General features: G+C 41.0%; 9 protein-coding genes. 4 read left to right on the plus strand and 5 right to left on the minus strand.

The genetic code is table 11. From position 1 onward, the window contains the following. Positions 1 to 28: 28 nt before the first annotated feature. The 5 genes from BLR60_RS03840 to BLR60_RS03860 form a co-directional block, all read right to left on the minus strand. On the minus strand, positions 29 to 1753 hold the full coding sequence (locus BLR60_RS03840) for a RagB/SusD family nutrient uptake outer membrane protein (RefSeq protein WP_167354676.1): 1725 nt from the start codon (positions 1751 to 1753) through the stop codon (positions 29 to 31). Between the two features lie 10 nt (positions 1754 to 1763). Further along, positions 1764 to 5168, minus strand: a complete 3405-nt coding sequence (locus BLR60_RS03845) for a TonB-dependent receptor (protein WP_167354677.1) — start codon at positions 5166 to 5168, stop codon at positions 1764 to 1766. Positions 5169 to 5390: 222 nt separating this feature from the next. Further along, positions 5391 to 6512, minus strand: coding sequence for a FecR family protein (locus BLR60_RS03850; RefSeq protein WP_090496997.1), 1122 nt, complete (start codon positions 6510 to 6512; stop codon positions 5391 to 5393). A 64-nt stretch (positions 6513 to 6576) separates the two neighbouring features. Beyond that, positions 6577 to 7152: an RNA polymerase sigma factor gene (locus tag BLR60_RS03855; protein WP_090496999.1), complete on the minus strand. Its 576-nt coding sequence runs from the start codon at positions 7150 to 7152 to the stop codon at positions 6577 to 6579. Between the two features lie 315 nt (positions 7153 to 7467). Next, the gene (locus tag BLR60_RS03860) at positions 7468 to 8493 is read right to left on the minus strand and encodes a GntR family transcriptional regulator (RefSeq protein WP_244155584.1); all 1026 of its coding nucleotides are present in this window, start codon (positions 8491 to 8493) and stop codon (positions 7468 to 7470) included. A 723-nt stretch (positions 8494 to 9216) separates the two neighbouring features. Here BLR60_RS03860 and BLR60_RS03865 point away from each other — a divergent pair. The 4 genes from BLR60_RS03865 to BLR60_RS03880 are packed head-to-tail and all read left to right on the plus strand — an operon-like array spanning position 9217 to position 16874. Then, positions 9217 to 12378: a SusC/RagA family TonB-linked outer membrane protein gene (locus BLR60_RS03865; protein WP_143009025.1), complete on the plus strand. Its 3162-nt coding sequence runs from the start codon at positions 9217 to 9219 to the stop codon at positions 12376 to 12378. A 23-nt stretch (positions 12379 to 12401) separates the two neighbouring features. Next, on the plus strand, positions 12402 to 14195 hold the full coding sequence (locus tag BLR60_RS03870; protein WP_090497005.1) for a RagB/SusD family nutrient uptake outer membrane protein: 1794 nt from the start codon (positions 12402 to 12404) through the stop codon (positions 14193 to 14195). 9 nt (positions 14196 to 14204) lie between these two features. Then, positions 14205 to 15173, plus strand: coding sequence for a BT_3987 domain-containing protein (locus tag BLR60_RS03875; protein ID WP_090497007.1), 969 nt, complete (start codon positions 14205 to 14207; stop codon positions 15171 to 15173). A 51-nt stretch (positions 15174 to 15224) separates the two neighbouring features. Continuing rightward, a complete protein-coding gene (locus tag BLR60_RS03880) occupies positions 15225 to 16874 on the plus strand; it encodes a hypothetical protein (protein WP_090497008.1) in 1650 nt (549 codons plus the stop codon). Positions 16875 to 16888 lie beyond the last annotated feature (14 nt).

Raw genomic sequence — 16888 nt, forward strand, 5'->3', positions numbered from 1 at the left:
TGCCGACCGATTCCAATCTAACTAACCTTTACCATCCTGGATTTTGGCCCAATTTTTTTCCGCTGTTTGCATAAAAGGCAATTTCCCGAAGCGGCAGGGGCTGTAGATAATCCCTGTTCGGATTAAACTTACGTCCGGTTTCCGCAATCAAAAAGCCATTTGCATCGACGCGGGTTAGGTAAGCTGCGTTGCTATAAGGTGCACGCGTTGCCCATTGGGTGCCCGTTATTTTTATGCCCTTAATGTCCTGCGGAAGTTCCGTTTCTGCAGTCTTCCATCTTCTAAGGTCATCGTAACGAAAACCTTCCAGGCAAAGCTCTACTGTACGCTCCCTTCTTAGCTCGTTTCTCATATTCAGTCCGTTCGCCGTGACGAAAACATTTGTAAGTTTAGGCATGCCTACCCGATCCCTGATTTTATTGATGCTTAGATCCAGATCAGCATCCGAAATAGAACCATTTTTTTCATATACAGCTTCGGCATAGTTTAAAAGTATTTCAGCATAGCGCATAATGTGCTTATCAAAGTCAAACAAACTCGCTGCGCCTTGTCGGCCAGAGTTATTGGCGACAGCATCTTCAGACATATATTTATAAAGAATGTAACCAGTATTAAAATTTCGCTGCGGATTGTCTGGCCAGTTGGCTACCTTGGTTACAGGATTAAACACGCGGTTGGTTAACGTTCCAGGAATAATCATGGTCATGGTCATTCTCGGATCCCGATCCTGAAACTCAGATATGAAAGTTTGATAGCCCTGGAAAACGGTTCCAGGTGAGGTAATCGGGAGACCATTCTTGTCCAGGTAAAGGTCTGCCATTTTTCGGGTCGGGTTATAGCCATCCTGATCATAGGCGTAGGGTACATCATGGCCAAAAATATTTCTTTGATACCTTCTGTCAAGCATGGTTTCCTTCGAATCATCCCCAGCTTCCAGAAAAAGGTAACGGTAACTCTGTGCACCGCTGCCCACATATAATGAATATACACCACTGTTTATCACTTCCTGTGCGGCCGCAATTGCAGCATCAAGGTAAATGTTGGCATTGGCCTCTCCCCTGAATTTAAGCCAGGTGCCCTCAAATAATGCAACCCTTGAAGCAAGGCCCGAAGCAATGCCCTTATTAATCCTGCCAACGTCTCCTCCACTAAGGTTAAGAGGCAAGTCAGCTTTGGCGGCTTGTAGATCTGCTAAAATAAAATCAGCGGCCTGGGTCATGCTTGACCTTGGTGCGAACAGGGCCTCGTCGCCGGTTTGAAGTACCTTTGAGATCAGGGGAACGCCTCCATAAAGTCTGAAGAGTTTATAATAATAATAGGCCCGGAAAAATCTGGCTTCGGCAACATATCGCTTTATGCCCGCATCGGTGCTGGTAGCACCTTTATCAATAATGTTGTTCGCATAGCGGATATTGGTGTATAATCCAGACCAGGAAGTGGTTTCGGTAGGCAGGAGCTGTCCATTGCTAACCGAATTGGGGTTGTTGAAGGCAATATCGGATTCGGTATCTTCAGTACCCCATTGTTCCAGTCCCTGATAAAGTAAGTTTGCAGCAAGTTTATAATCAGCTGTTGTTTTATAAAAGGTTGCATCGGATATATTATCTTCCGGCACAAGATTTAAATCTTTTTTACATCCTCCTAAAACTGTTAAGAAGAGCAACATGCATATCCCCGAAAATACTTTGCCTGCAGAACGCCGGCTGACAGCGTCAGTGAACAAGCCATGTTGATTAATATTATGGATTTTCATAAGAATCATTTTAAAATTTAACATTCAAACCAATTGAATAAATTTTGCTGAAAGGATAAGTACCCTCATTTCGGAAAGCGTCCTCGGGATCAAAATTCCCTCCAAGTGTGCCCTTTGAAATCGTGAATAAATCCGTCCCACTTAAGAACAGTCTTGCAGATTTAAGTTTAACAGCTTTAGCAATATGCTCCGGGAGGTTATACCCTACTGTAATTACTTTAAAGCGCAGGTAGGCCACATTTTGAGTAATGAGCGTTGAAGAACGGTAGTTATTCGAGCGCAGGTCATCAAACCCCACATTACCTGGAATGAATCGGGGATACTGAGCTTCAGGTCTGTTCGGGCTCCAGGTACGGCCGTTGTAATAGGCCAGCGAAGGCCAGAAAAAAGTGTTTGGTGTCGCAATATTTCCACCATACTGCACATTACGCTTTCCTACACCCTGTACAAATATCTGCAAGTCAAATTGTTTCCAGCCGAGATTGATGTTTGAAGAAAAAGTATATCTTGGGGTCAGATCACCCAGGTATTGCATATCACCAGCTAAACCTTTGCTTTTATCTCCAAATGGCGTTAATACCCCATCTCCGTCTAAATCCTTGAACATAGCATCTCCAATACCAATTCTTGCCGGAATTCCCTGGAGTTTTTTATAGTTGTCCAGTTGCGCCTGATTTTGAATGATGCCATCAAATACATATCCGAAGTAGGAATTCATTGCATAACCTTGTCTATATTGGTTGAGGCCAACTTGTGGATTATCGGTGTTTTTCAGTTCCAGTAGTTTATTCTGTGCATCACTTAACTGAATGGAAACGCTATACCTGAAAGCGCCTACATGATCCTTCCAGGTTGCAACAGCGTCGAAACCTTTCGTCTTTAGTTTACCCTGATTTGATGAGGGGGCAGAGCCACCAAAGGTTGCAGGAACTGCAATGGCTACGAGCATGTCATTGTTGATTTTATTAAAATAATCGAATGAAAAACTCAACCTCGAATTAAGTGTCGCTAAGTCCACTCCAATGTTTCTGTTTTCAATCGTTTCCCATGTCCGGTCTGCAGATGCCGGGTTTGATCTTACACCAGGTAATCCTGCATTAGGAGAACCGATTGGGTAAACACCCGGCTCTCCAGGCGGAATAACCCGTGTAACCAATGGGATATAATCATAAAGACCCAGTGCACCTATTTCCTGGTTACCCATTTTACCCCATGACGCACGAAGTTTTAACTGGTTGATGGCTTTTATTGACTTGATGAAACGCTCTTCTGAAAGATTATAAGCCAACGAGGCTGAGGGAAATACCGCACTCCACCTTTTATCTTCCGCAAACTTTGAACTTCCATCCGCGCGGGCAGTTACATCCAGAATCAGTTTATCTTTAAAGGAATAACTTACCCTTCCAAAATAAGAACCAAGCGACTGCCTGTTTAAAAATCCTCCAAAATTAGCGAAGGCTATGTTTGTCCGGTCAGCTAAGTTTAATGTAAAGATATCGTTGCTGACAAAGTTATAGCCCCAGGTATTCTGCCCGTCATTTTTGGTTTTCTCTATCGAAGCGCCAGCAGTTATGTTAATTTTGTGGCTTTCCCCAAATTGCGTATTATAATCTGCATAAAGCTGATAAAGCTCATTTATGCTTCGGCTATTACTATACTGAGCAGAGTTAGGTGTTTGGCGAATATCCTGTACACCTCCTGCGTAATTGTAACGGGTAAAGGTTGGCAGCGTATAATTATTGTTATTGTAATTCAGTCTCAGAGCGGCCTGCGCAGTCAGCTTTAATCCAGGTATGATACTGTAATCTGCCTTGAAATTTGTGGCAAAATTTGAGGTATTATCTATGGATATACCGGCCTCAGTTAAGCTTTGGGCGGGATTTTCATATCCCTGATAGCCATAAAATTGACCAAAAGGGTTAAATACCGGCTGGTATGGGAATTGCCTAGTTACATTTGTGAGGGCATTACCCAAATTAGTTGGATTGGTATTGCCTAAATTGGTATAACTGGTTCGGGTTTCCAGATTCAATTTTGGCGTCAGGCGAAAATCGTAATTTAGACGCAGGTTATAGCGTTGTGAATTATTTATCCCATAGCGCACAATGCCCTCGTCTTTATTGTATCCTGCTGAAAAAAGATAATTATTGTTCTCTCCACCACCCGATATTGAAATGTTGTGAAGTTGCTGTATGGCACTTTTATATATTTCCTTATTCCAGTCTGTATAACCGAAGAATCCAGGATAATTGGTGATATTATAGTTCCAGCCCACCGCTTCCATAGGTGCATTTGCACGGATTTTATCGAAAACAGATTGTGGAAATCCCGCAATACCTACGTTGCGCAAACCTTCATCCATAAATTCTGCAAACTCAAGGGTATTTTGCATTTTTCTTAAATAGCTCGGTTCTTTAATACCGACGGTAGCGCTATAACTGACTTCAGGCGGGCCACTTTTGCCTTTTTTGGTGGTTACAATAATCACCCCATCTCCGGCACGCGCCCCATAGATGGCAGCAGAGGCATCTTTCAAAACAGTTACTTCAGCTATATCCGCCGGATTCAATGCATTAAAAGTTACAAAACTTGTTGGCACACCATCAACTAACACCAGTGGAGAATTTCCATTAATGGAAGACGACCCTCTTACATTAAAGCCATATTCGCCGGCACCCGGCTGGCCTGATCCTTTAGTGATGGTAAAGCCGGGGATAGTCCCCTGTAAAGCGTCAAGACTATTATTAAGTGCCCGGTTTTCGAAAACTTCTGATTTTACTGTCGAAATGGCTCCCGTTACAGCGCCTTTAGTTCTTGTTCCATAACCAACAACTACAACGTCCTGTAGTTTAGTATCTGCCTTTTTTAATTTGACGTTAACAGTGGCTTGCCCGTTATAGTTGATTTTCTGAGTTTCGTAACCTATAAAAGAGATCACCAGAACGGCGGTGTTTCCCGGTACGTCTAACGAAAAATTTCCATTTACATCTGTTGTGGCACCGGTTTTTGTACCCTCTAACAGCACGCTTGCGCCAACAATGGGTCCACCATCAGCTGCATCAGTAACACTTCCGGTTACCCGCTGTTTTTTTTGCTCATTTAGGGGGTTGGTAACTGGTAATGGCCTTCTGGTGATGAGAATTGTTTTATTTTTTATGGTATAACTGACCGGCTGATCTTTAAAACATTGTTCCAGCACAGCAATCAAATCCATATTGCTCGCCTTTAACGAAATCGGCTTCGCAGTCTTTACGTCTGCGTTATTGTATAGGAAATCGTAATCGGTTTGTTTCCTGATTTGTGCGATCACTTCCTTAAGTTTCGCTTTATCGGCATTGATGTTGATTTTCTGTGCAAAAATCTCAGCCCTTACCTGGAGAAACATAACGATTAGAAAAACAAAAGTTAGTTTCATTTTCAGTAAATAATTGGAATATACATAGGAGTTCCTCCTGAATAGTAATTCAGTAAATTTTTTATACATTTGGTTAATGGGTTTAGTTAAACTGTTGTCGGTTTATTTACCTGTTAGGCTAATTATAGTCATCTGCCAGGGACGGTCGCAACGTTCCTGGTTTAATGAGTTAGTTATTTTTTTTTCAGAAATTCCTCCTTTCTAATATGATTGGTTTGTGGATTAATCGGTGACAATTACCTTCTTTTGGGTTATAGTGAAATGAACATTTCCCAATTTTTCCAAATTTGCTAATGTTTCTGAAAGCTGCTTTCCTTTGGAAAAAGTTCCGCCAAAGCGTTCTGTATTTTTATCGCTCAGGAACTGAACATCTACATTGTACCACCTGCTCAAAACTTTCATAATGCTGTAGACATTTTGGTTGTCAAACTGAAAATAGCCGTTTTTCCATGACAATATCTCGTCCTTATCTATTGCATGGATCAATACATCATCATTTGCGGAGGAAGTTGTTGCGCCTTGCCCGGGCTGTATTGACTTTTCCACTTTAGTTTTTAAGTTTTTAACACGCACTGCCCCCGAGATCAGCGAGGTGGTAACAAATTCATCATCCGGATAGGCACTAATGTTAAAATGGGTACCCAGAACAGAAATTTCCTGTTCTCTTGCGGTGACTAAAAAAGGTTTCTTTTTATCATGGGCAACCTCAAAATATACTTCGCCGGTTATAGAAACTTTTCGATAATTACCTTCAAATGCGGCCGGAAAGCTTATGGATGAAGCTGCATTCAGCCAAACCTTCGTTCCGTCAGATAATACCAATTGATATTCACCGCCACGCGGGGTGGCCAATTTGTTTATCATTATTGCTTCCGAAATTTCTTTACGCCTTTTGTATACCAATTTTCCGGTTTCTGTTTCCATTACCTGTACAGCGCCTTGACTTGCAACTTCGCCTTTCGCGGGGTTTCCCAGTGAAACCTCTTCCCCATTGGCCAATGTTAATATTGCTTTGTTCCCTCCGGGTTTGAAGTCTGTATGTACTTTTTCAACAACTAAATTTGTACGAGGATTATCAATTCTTTCTTTATAGAACCAGAATACGATAATGAATAATAAAATACCTGCAACAGCAGACAGCCAGTACCAGGGCTTAAGCCTGTGCACCGGAGGATTCAGCGCTAACCAGACTTTGCTTTTCGCAGCATTTATCTCCTCCTCTGTAAAGTGCTGATTATCAGAAGTCCATTTGAGATACCAGGTTTCCAAAAATGCCTGTTCTTCAGGAAGAATTGTACCTTGACGGAACTTTTTCAGCAAATCATTAATCTTATATTCAGGCATAAATAATTATCGCTTATATCGTATAGACAATTAAGTAAATAGTATAGGGGGTAGAGAAATCCAATTATTTTATAAAAAACAAAACAATGTAGAAGAACAAGCCCAGCCTAAACCTTAAAACCTTAAGGGCATTCTTTACATGGCTCCTTACAGATTGTTCTGTAATGTTTAAGTCCTTTGCTATTTCAATATAAGTCAGGTGTTCAGATCTGCTCATTAAAAATACGCGCTTCATTTTTGGAGGCAGACACTCAATTTCTTTGGCAATGAGTGCTGAGAGCTGACGTGCCCGCACCAGATGATCCGTCTGGGACTCAAATTTTTCAGTTACAGCCAGTGATATTTTGTACTTTTCCTGGAAACCATTACGTGAAATAAGGTTTAATATTTTATTTCTGGTGCAGGTAATTAAATAATTGGATAAACTGGTGTGAATATTAATAGATTGTGCGCCAGACCATAATTCTACAAAAATCTCCTGAACGACATCTTCGGCTTCCTGTGTATTTTTGAGTCGTTTGCGGGCATGAACGTAAAGCATGTCAAAATACCGCTGATAAAATTCAGCATAAGCGCAACGGTCTCCAGACTTTAATAAGTCCAAAAGCTGATTGTCTGTGGCTGCGTTATATTTGGTCATTCGATAACGTTTTGTTGAATCGCAAATCAGGCTGAGTATTCACCGTAATCAAATGTAACAATATCATAACAAGCCCGCAACCTTATCTGTCTGTAATGGCACTGTTCGCATCAATACGGGTTTTCAATTTTACGTCTGTGTATAACTAGTGTATCTTTAAAAAAGGAAGGCCAGTCACTTTCAACCAAAACCGTTTCTCAACGAAAAGACCGGCCTTATATCCTTTTTAAGCATCAGTTTTAATTAGCCGCTAACATATCCACAAAGATATATTATGACCAGCCTAAAACTGTCACCCACTATTCCATCAAAACATCATACTGAATTTCGCTGTGTAACTTTGAAAGGTATAGATACATGAGATTTACATCCGCTCATGATCATATCTGCCGCTGTCTCTCCCATCATCTTAAAGTCAGTTGAAATTGTAGTTATACCATTGAGGATTATTTTCTTGATAGGCGTTTCGTTGTATGAAATGATACCTACGTTTTGGCCAAGCACCAGGTTGGTGGAAATGAGCTGTTCGATAAGTTCTATCAGATCATCCTCTCTCAAATTAATATATACGGTACCCTCCATCATCACCTCATTTTTTAAATTGGAAAGAATTTCATAATCGAAGGAATGGTGTACACAAAAATTGATAAAACCTTCCAGAATATTTTTAGAATAATAGCTGTTTGCAGGAAATATGATTTTTATGGTTTTATAATTATTGAGCCTGTCTTTAAGTTCTACCAATGCACCATAAATATCTTTTTGGAAATCTTCATATACTGCACAAAAATCACCGTTGATTTCCTTAATCAATTTGTCAACCAGAACAAGTTTATCTTTGTTTATCGTTTCTATAAGTGTATAGGTGCTTTCCTCTTCATCAAAAAAGTGCGGTATGATAGCAACCTTGTCATATGAGTCGGCTTTAGATTCAATAATTTTCCTAAAAACATTGATTTCATTATTATAAATGTAAAAATCAATCACCCCGGATTCTCCTAGCCTGGATACCAACGCATCATAAATAATTTTTTTATGGTTACTTAATTTGTTGAATAGCAACAAGACCTTTATCGGATGGGTAAAGTCAACCTTACAGATATAATATCCTTTGCCCGGAACGGAGTCGACTACACCGAAATTCTTTAGCTGGCGGTATGCCCGCTCCACGGTATTTCTGGCAACATCCAGGGCAATGCTAAGATCATTAATGGATGGGAGTACATCGTCAACCTCTAACTGATTGTTTTCTACAGCAGCCAGAAAAGCATTGTAGATCTGCAGGTATTTCGGAGTAATGGATTCCTCGTTGAGTTTTATAAATTTTAAATAATTCTTCATTATCATTTGCTGCGCCAGTATCCGAAATCTCTCCTGAAACTGACGTTGAATTTATACTTGGTTTTATAATTGACAAATGAAAAAGCCTTATGGGGGTAAGAGATTTCAGAATTTTCTTCGGGGAAAATTATCCATTTTTTTTAACGAAGCTAGGTCTCTATAGGTAAGAAATCCCAGATCTATAGAGCGATCAATTCAGCAGCTTGTTGATATAAAACGTTTTAAATAAGCACAATCGACAATATCCGTCAGACAGTTGAGGATGGAAGTTTAATTCAATCGCTGGATATTGGCCTCAATAAAAATAACCAAATATTAATTAGATGAATACACTGACTAAAATGCCGAAGGCATTGTATGGAAAGCTCATTTTCTTTTTTTATGCAATTCAAGCAGTAATGTCGGACCCACTCCAACACCTTTTTAAGCATCGTATTTAATAAAATTAAAATATAACTGATCGCCTACCCTCGAATGCCAGTTTACACTACCAAACAAACGCTAACAAAACAATAGCCCATTAACCGCTAGAATTTAATAATCCCAAACCATAAACAATTACTATGATTAAAAATAATTACAAAAAACCATTTCGATGAGCATGGACAGAAAAGCGTAGCCGAGGCTGGGGTTTTAATCTCACACGTCTGCAAAAAAGTGAAAGGCCGCGCCTGGCCCAAACTGAGATCAATAAACCTAATTTATCGTTTTTTAAAAAAAATTATGCAATCTAAATTTTTTACAAATCGCCTGTTTTTCATCTTTCGGGATGAATCAAGGCTAAAATTGCTGTTTACGCTTTCGCTATGTGTGGCGATGCTCATACTTTCACCTTTAGCCAAGGCTGCAAACATGGCAAGAGCGCTAACAAATTCCAAGCCCTTAACCCTCCATAAAGAGTCCGGTAGCTTAAAAAACTTTGCACAAATAACCGGAAAGGTAACTGATACACTTGGAAAGCCAATCCCAGGGGTTTCGGTTCTGGTTAAAGGGACTAAAAAAGGAACAACAACAGATACTAATGGAGAATTCAGGCTTGAGGCTACCTCAGGTGACGTACTGGTTTTCCGGATGACCGGCTTTACAACAACCGAACTCAGGTTAGGAACGCTGATCCGCTATGAAGTTTCTTTAAAAGAAGAGACTTCTGATTTGAACGAAGTAGTTGTTGTTGCGTTCGGAGCACAGAAAAAAGTCACATCAATTGGTGCCCAGAGTACAGTGAAGGTAGATGATCTTAAGCAGCCGGTAGCCAATATTTCTAATTTGGTTGCAGGTCGTGTAGCAGGAATTGTTGGTGTTCAGCGAAGTGGAGAACCCGGTTATGATAATTCCGAGATTTATATCAGGGGTATCTCGACATTTACAAGCAGTTCTCCCTTAATATTGGTAGACGGGGTTGAACGTTCCTTCAATAACATTGATCCGGAAGACATTGCCAGTTTCAGCGTACTCAAAGATGCATCTGCTACCGCACTTTATGGTGTAAGAGGTGCGAATGGGGTGATCATTATCCAGACTAAGAAAGGACGTGTTGGCCAGGCGACTATAAATGCGCAGTATGATCAGGGTTTGACACAGTTTACCAAACTACCTGAATTTGCCGACGGGGTAACTTACATGGAGATCGCAAATGAAGGCTATCGAAACAGCTTCCCCAATGATCCTAACCCAAGATATTCTGCGGCCCGCATTGCCGCCACCCGCGACCAGACAGATCCAGATTTGTATCCGAACGTGAACTGGTTTGATGCAATTCTTAAGAATACAGGCAATAACCGCAGGCTAAGGGTAAATGCCAATGGAGGTTCTGAAAAGGCTAAATATTATCTATCTGTTGGTTACTATGATGAAACCGGCATGTTCAAAACAGATGAATTGGCCAATTACAACTCATCCATAAAATTCAGCCGCTTTAATTTCACTTCCAATCTTACGCTAGACGTTACCAAAACGACTAAAGTCGATTTTGGCGTATCCGGATGGTTGAGTAATGGAAACTATCCTGGATCAGGCACTGGCAATATCTTTAACGCCGCTTATGTATTAACGCCCGTTACCATCCCTATTCAATATTCTAATGGATTAGCCTCTAAAATCCGTACTGCTGATGTAAGTAATCCATATACCATACTCACGCAATCTGGCTATGCAACTGAATTTCGTGGACAATTATGGAGTAACCTAAGGGTCACCCAGGATTTATCGTTCCTAACAGATGGACTTTCTGTTACTGGCATGTTTTCTTATGACAACTATAATAACCACAAAATTTCAAGATCAAAAACCGTCGATGGCTTTTTGGCAACCGGCAGGGATACGAATGGTAATCTCTTATTTGATCAAACCCAGATTGGCACCAACTATCTCGGATATGGCAGGGAAAATGGCGGTAGCCGACAGTTCTATATGGAAGGCGCCATCAACTACACCAAAAAAATTAAAGCGCATGATTTTGGTGCCATGGTCCTTTACAATCAATCTGACCGGGTGGAGGCCTTCGCTGGCGACTTCATCACCTCTATTCCATACCGTTATATGGGTCTTGCAGGTAGATTAACTTATGCCTACGACAATAAATACCTTGCTGAGGTCAATTTTGGTTATAACGGGTCTGAAACATTTGCACCTGAAAAAAGGTTCGGATTTTTCCCATCCTTCGGCTTAGGCTGGGTTGTTTCGCAGGAAAAGTTTTATGAACCCATCAAAGACGTTTTATCTTTCATGAAATTCCGCTTCTCTTATGGTACGGTTGGTAACAGTAACATTGGAGGCCGGCGCTTTGCCTATATCAGTACCATTACCAATCAGGGAGGATATGAGTATGGGCAAAACAATACCAATAATAAAATTGACGGATTAAATTTTGGGGATTATGCAGTGGACGTTTCCTGGGAACGGGCAACTAAATATAATTTAGGTATTGAGCTAAAGGCATTTAAAGATGAACTTTCAATTGTTGCAGACTTATTCCGCGAGAAGAGGGACGGAATTTTCAGACAGCGTGGGGATGTCCCATTAACAGTTGGGGTTCCCAATCTGCCTTATGCAAATTTGGGCAAAGTTAACAATACCGGTATCGATGCAACGGTAGATTACCAGAAGCGATTAGGTGATTTTACCCTTGGCATAAGGGGAAACATCAACTGGAACAGGGCTATCGTTATCGATGATGCAAATGCACCATGGCCTTATCCATGGCAACAGCGAATCGGGCGCAAGCTAGGTCAACGATTTGGTTATATAGATGAAGGTTTGTTTAAATCTGATGAAGATGTTGCTAACAGTCCCTATCAAACAGGCATTAACAAGGCTGGAGATATTAAGTACAAAGATTTAAATGGCGATGGGAAAATTGATTCTTACGATCAGGCACCTATTGGTTATGGAAGTATTCCTGAAATCGTATACGGCTTTGGACCTACTTTTAAATGGAAGAACTGGTCTTTAGCTGGATGGTTCAAGGGCATCAGTAATGTTGATATTTTTCTAAATGGTGATGGTTTCCAGCCATTCAGGCTTGGGGGCGAACGCGGAAATTTATTCAGTGCCATTACTGACCGATGGACACCGCAAAACAATGCCTCAAACCCACTCTACCCAAGAATTACCTATGGAAATGATAACATGAATTACGAAACGAGTTCATGGTGGACTAAAAACGGCTCCTTTTTACGTTTGCAAACGGTAGAACTGAATTACAATTTCGCAAACAAAAAATGGCTGAAAAAAATTGGTGCATCAAACCTGAACATTTATTTCATTGGCTACAACTTGTTAACTACAAGTGAATTCAAACTATGGGATGTTGAGCTGGGTGACGGAAGGGGTTCGCAATATCCATTGCTAAAGACCTACAATATGGGTTTAAGGTGTAATTTTTAATAAGTTGATTTAAGGACATAAAGATGAAGAAACAATTGAAATTTATCATCGTGCTACTGGCAGGTTGCGGTACGATGCTGGCGGGCTGTAAAAAATTCCTGGATCAGGTGCCAAACGATAGAATAACCATTGAAGAGGTATTTCGTAAAAAAGCATCTTCGGAAGCATTTTTAGCCAATGTGTATAGTTTTGTACCAGATGAATCCAATGCGATAGATGGCTATCCGATGGTTGGATGCGCAGACGAGGCTGATTTAACCTGGGCAGGTGGTCCAAATTATCCAGTTAACATTGGAAATCTAAACCCTTCAAACGTTATTTTCGACCGCTGGGGTAATTATTACCAGGGTATTCGTTCTGCAACCTATTTCATGCAGCACATTAATGAAAATATTGAGATCCGTTCATTGAATGGACAGCAACTTATTGACCAGTATCAAGCTGAAGCCCGTTTTTTAAGGGCATACTTTTATTTCCTTTTGATGCGTCAGTATGGCCCGGTTGTGTTAATGGGCGAAGAAGTAACGCCTCCGGATGCTGTAGCTGCAGATATGCAAATACCGAGGAGTAAATTTGATGATTGCGTGAATTATGTGGCAAGTGAGTTGGATAAAGCTGCGGCTGTTTTGCCTTTGCAACCTCAACGTAACGGGCAAACGAGTGACGCTGAATTCGGCCGCATTACCAAAGGTATAGCACTTGCTGTAAAATCCAGATTATTATTGTATGCTGCCAGTCCCCAGTACAATGGAAACACTGAAGTTAGTTCCTTTGTGAGTAAAGATGGGACACCATTAATTTCACAAACTTATGATGCTCTGAAATGGAAGCGGGCCGCAGATGCAGCCAAGGCCGTTATCGACCTGAATATTTATAGCCTCTATAAAGATGCTTCGGGAGATCCGATAAAATCACTGGATGGTTTGTTTTTTAACAGCTGGAATTCAGAGCAGATATTTGTAAGAAAATCGAACGATCTGGCCCGTTGGGATGTGCATGCGACACCCAGACAGGCGGGTGGATGGTGTGGACTGGCACCTACCCAGGAAATAGTTGATTCCTATTTTATGTCAGATGGCCTCCTGCCTGCTGAATCATCGCTGTATTCAGAGGCAGGTTTTACCAACGTTTCTGGTGTACAAGTGTCTAATATGTACCTTAATCGCGAGCCAAGATTTTATCATGGAGTAACATACAATAACAGTATATGGCAAGGGGGCACCATGTCTGCTCCGGTACCAATAAGCTTTTTTTTATCGAGTGTTAACGGAAGAAACGGACATCCAACAGACTTTTCGAAAACCGGGTATCTGATACGTAAGAATGTTGGCCGGCAAACTAACGTGGGTGCTGGCGGAAACGGACAGGTACAATCCAGAACGCTTATTCTTTTCCGCCTTGGGGAGATCTACCTTAATTATGCCGAAGCCTTGAATGAATACCAGCCGGGCGCTCCTGATATACTTAACTATCTTAATGCAATCAGAGAGCGGGCAGGTATTCCAACCTATGGCGGAGGTACCGGACAAGTTGCCTTTCCGGCTGGTCAGGCTGCAATGCGCAATAAAATCTGGGCTGAACGCCGTATTGAGCTGGCTTACGAGGGGCATCGTTTTTACGACATCAGACGCTGGAAAATTGCACCTCAGGTAATGGGCATCATGCATGGGATGGATATCAGTAAGGATGGTAACGATTTTTATAAAAGAGTACCTACAGCGACTCCTCACCTATTCCGCCAATCTTATTATTGGTGGCCAATAACGCAGTATGAATTAGATAGAAACCGTTCGATAGTTCAAAATCCATTCTGGTAAATAAAAATTATGAAAAAGAAGTCAATTATAAAAATATTGATGCTGGGTGGCGCAATATTGATGGCCAGTTCCTGTAAAGAGACCGTTATGTTGCCCGAGCAGGATGAAGCCAGTTACAATCAGGTTTACATGCCTCAATCTGTAAACGGCACTGTTAGCAAAACATTAGATGTTAAAGACGGCGACCAGTCGTTCGTTTATGGTGCAAATTTCGGAGGTATGGGTTATCCGGAGAATGACATTCGGGTTCGGTTTAGCGTAGATAATGCTTTGGTAAACACCTATAATACACTAAACAATACAAATTATGAGCCTCTTCCTGATGGTGCTTATCAGTTAAGTGCAACAGAGTCTGTTATACCTAAAGGAAGCCTGTCCACTTCGCCATTTAAAATTTCGGTAAAAACAACGGGTAGTAATGCAATAAAAATGTTCAGAAATTACCTGCTGCCTGTGAGTGTATCTGCTGATTTCAAAATTAATGAGAAACTTAAAACCACTTACTTTTTAATCAGCTCACAGCCTAATCAGGCCGATTATCCGGATTACGGCCGTTCAGCATGGAAAGTGGTAGATTTCTCTTCTCAGGAGGCGAACGGCGAGGGTGCAAATAACGGAAGGGCAATATTTGTACTGGATAATAATATCCAGAGCTTTTGGCATTCGCAATGGCAGGGTGCTAGCCCGGGACCGCCCCATTATATCACAGTAGATATGGGTAAGGTAATCACCCTGCACGGGGTAAATTTCACCGCGAGGCAGGTTGATGGTGCCGGCGGTAAACCTCAGGACGTTCGCATAGAAACCAGTATGGACAATATTAACTGGAAGCCGGCGGCACAGTTTACGCTCAATGCGGTAAGAAATCAGCAAAAAAAATGGTTAACTGATTTCGTTGATGCCCGTTATGTAAAATTCGTTATCCTATCCAGTTATAGTTCATCGAGTGTACACCTTGCCGAGTTTGGTGCATATTAATTTAATGCCCTGCAGAACTGGCTTCTGCAGGGTTTTACCAATATTTTATTTATGAAAAGATCATATATTTTTATTTACTTTTTTCTGATATCCTTCACCAATATTAGCTTCTCTTTTGCGCAGCAGCCGCAACAAGAGCAGGAAAAAAGCCCAAGGATCGTCAACATCGTTAATTTTATCAGAGCAATAGAACCCCGGGAAAAAGAAGTAACACCTGATGTGCTCTATCAAACCGTTGTTGAACAAATAAAGCTGATGACCAAAAACGACCTGGGTGGCACATTTTTGTTGCAGTATGATGCCCTTATTGATGAACGTTATCAAAAACTACTTAAAGCGCTTCCCGAAGATAAATTTGAATTAGGTGCCTGGTGGGAACTTCCTAAACCCCTTATCGAAAAAGCAGGGATAAAGTGGCGTGGAAAATATGCCTGGGACTGGCATTCCGACATTGGTTTTTCAGTAGGTTATACACCAGCTGAAAGGGAAAAAATAATTGACGTTTATTTTAATGATTTCAAACAAATATTTGGTCACTATCCCAGGTCTGTTGCAGCCTGGGTTATCGATGCCCATTCCCTGAATTACATGTATAATAAATATAAAATTGTTGCTACCGCAAACTGCAAAGATCAGATTGGAACAGATGGTTTTACCTTGTGGGGCGGTTATTGGAACCAAGCTTATTATCCAAGCAAAATCAACGCTTACATGCCGGCTCAACATGCCTCAGCTCAAATCCCGGTACCAGTATTTCGCATGCTTGGAAGCGACCCCATCAGGCAATATGCCAACGGAAGTGCTGTTGTTACGCTGGAACCCGTATACCCCGAGGCAGGCGGCAATAAAAACTGGATCAACTGGTTTTTTGAAACCTTCACTAAAGATTCTGCATTGGGATTTAATTATACACAGGCCGGACAGGAAAATTCATTTACCTGGTCTAACATGAAAACAGGGTTAGAAATACAATTTCTAATGATTGCAAGACTGAAGAATGAGGGCAAAGTCAGGGTTGAAACAATGGAGCAATCGGGAAAATGGTTTAGTAAAAAATACAAAGTTACCCCAGCAACCACCTTCACCGTAGAAAAAGATTTGGGCAATAGTGATAAGAAAACGGTGTGGTATAATAGCCGGTTCTACAGGATGAATATTTTATGGGAGCATGGAACCATGCGCATCGCCGATATTCATTTATTCAATGAAAAAATTCCTGACCGTTACCTCAAATCGGTGACTACTGAAAATAAAAGTTTTTTCTATACTCTACCAGTCATTGATGGTTCACAGCTGGGAAAAAATGGCACCCCTGCAGGTTTACGTTTGATGGTTGTTGAAGATGGAAAAGCAGTACCTGTTATCGGCGGTTCACCAACTTTTGAAAATATTGGAAAATCTTCTACAAGAATTACCTGGCCGTCTAAATACGGCAATTTTGTAATCACTTTAAAAGAGCGAAATATGACCATCAAGCTAAATGACAAACCAGCTAAAAATTGGTACATGAGTTTACATGCCGATCATCCGGAAAAACTTACAATAAAAAGAATCTTATCAAAAGCAGTTGAAATGGGGTTTGAGAATCACAGTTATCAATTGAAAGCCATCCAAGGCCATTTTGCCGAGCCAGATAATAGCGCAGGATTTAAAGTTAAGCCCGATAAAGGGAAACTTTCATTTTCACTGAATGATAAATAAATTCTATCCGATAA

It is taken from the genome of Pedobacter terrae (assembly GCF_900100705.1).
GTDB lineage: Bacteria > Bacteroidota > Bacteroidia > Sphingobacteriales > Sphingobacteriaceae > Pedobacter > Pedobacter terrae.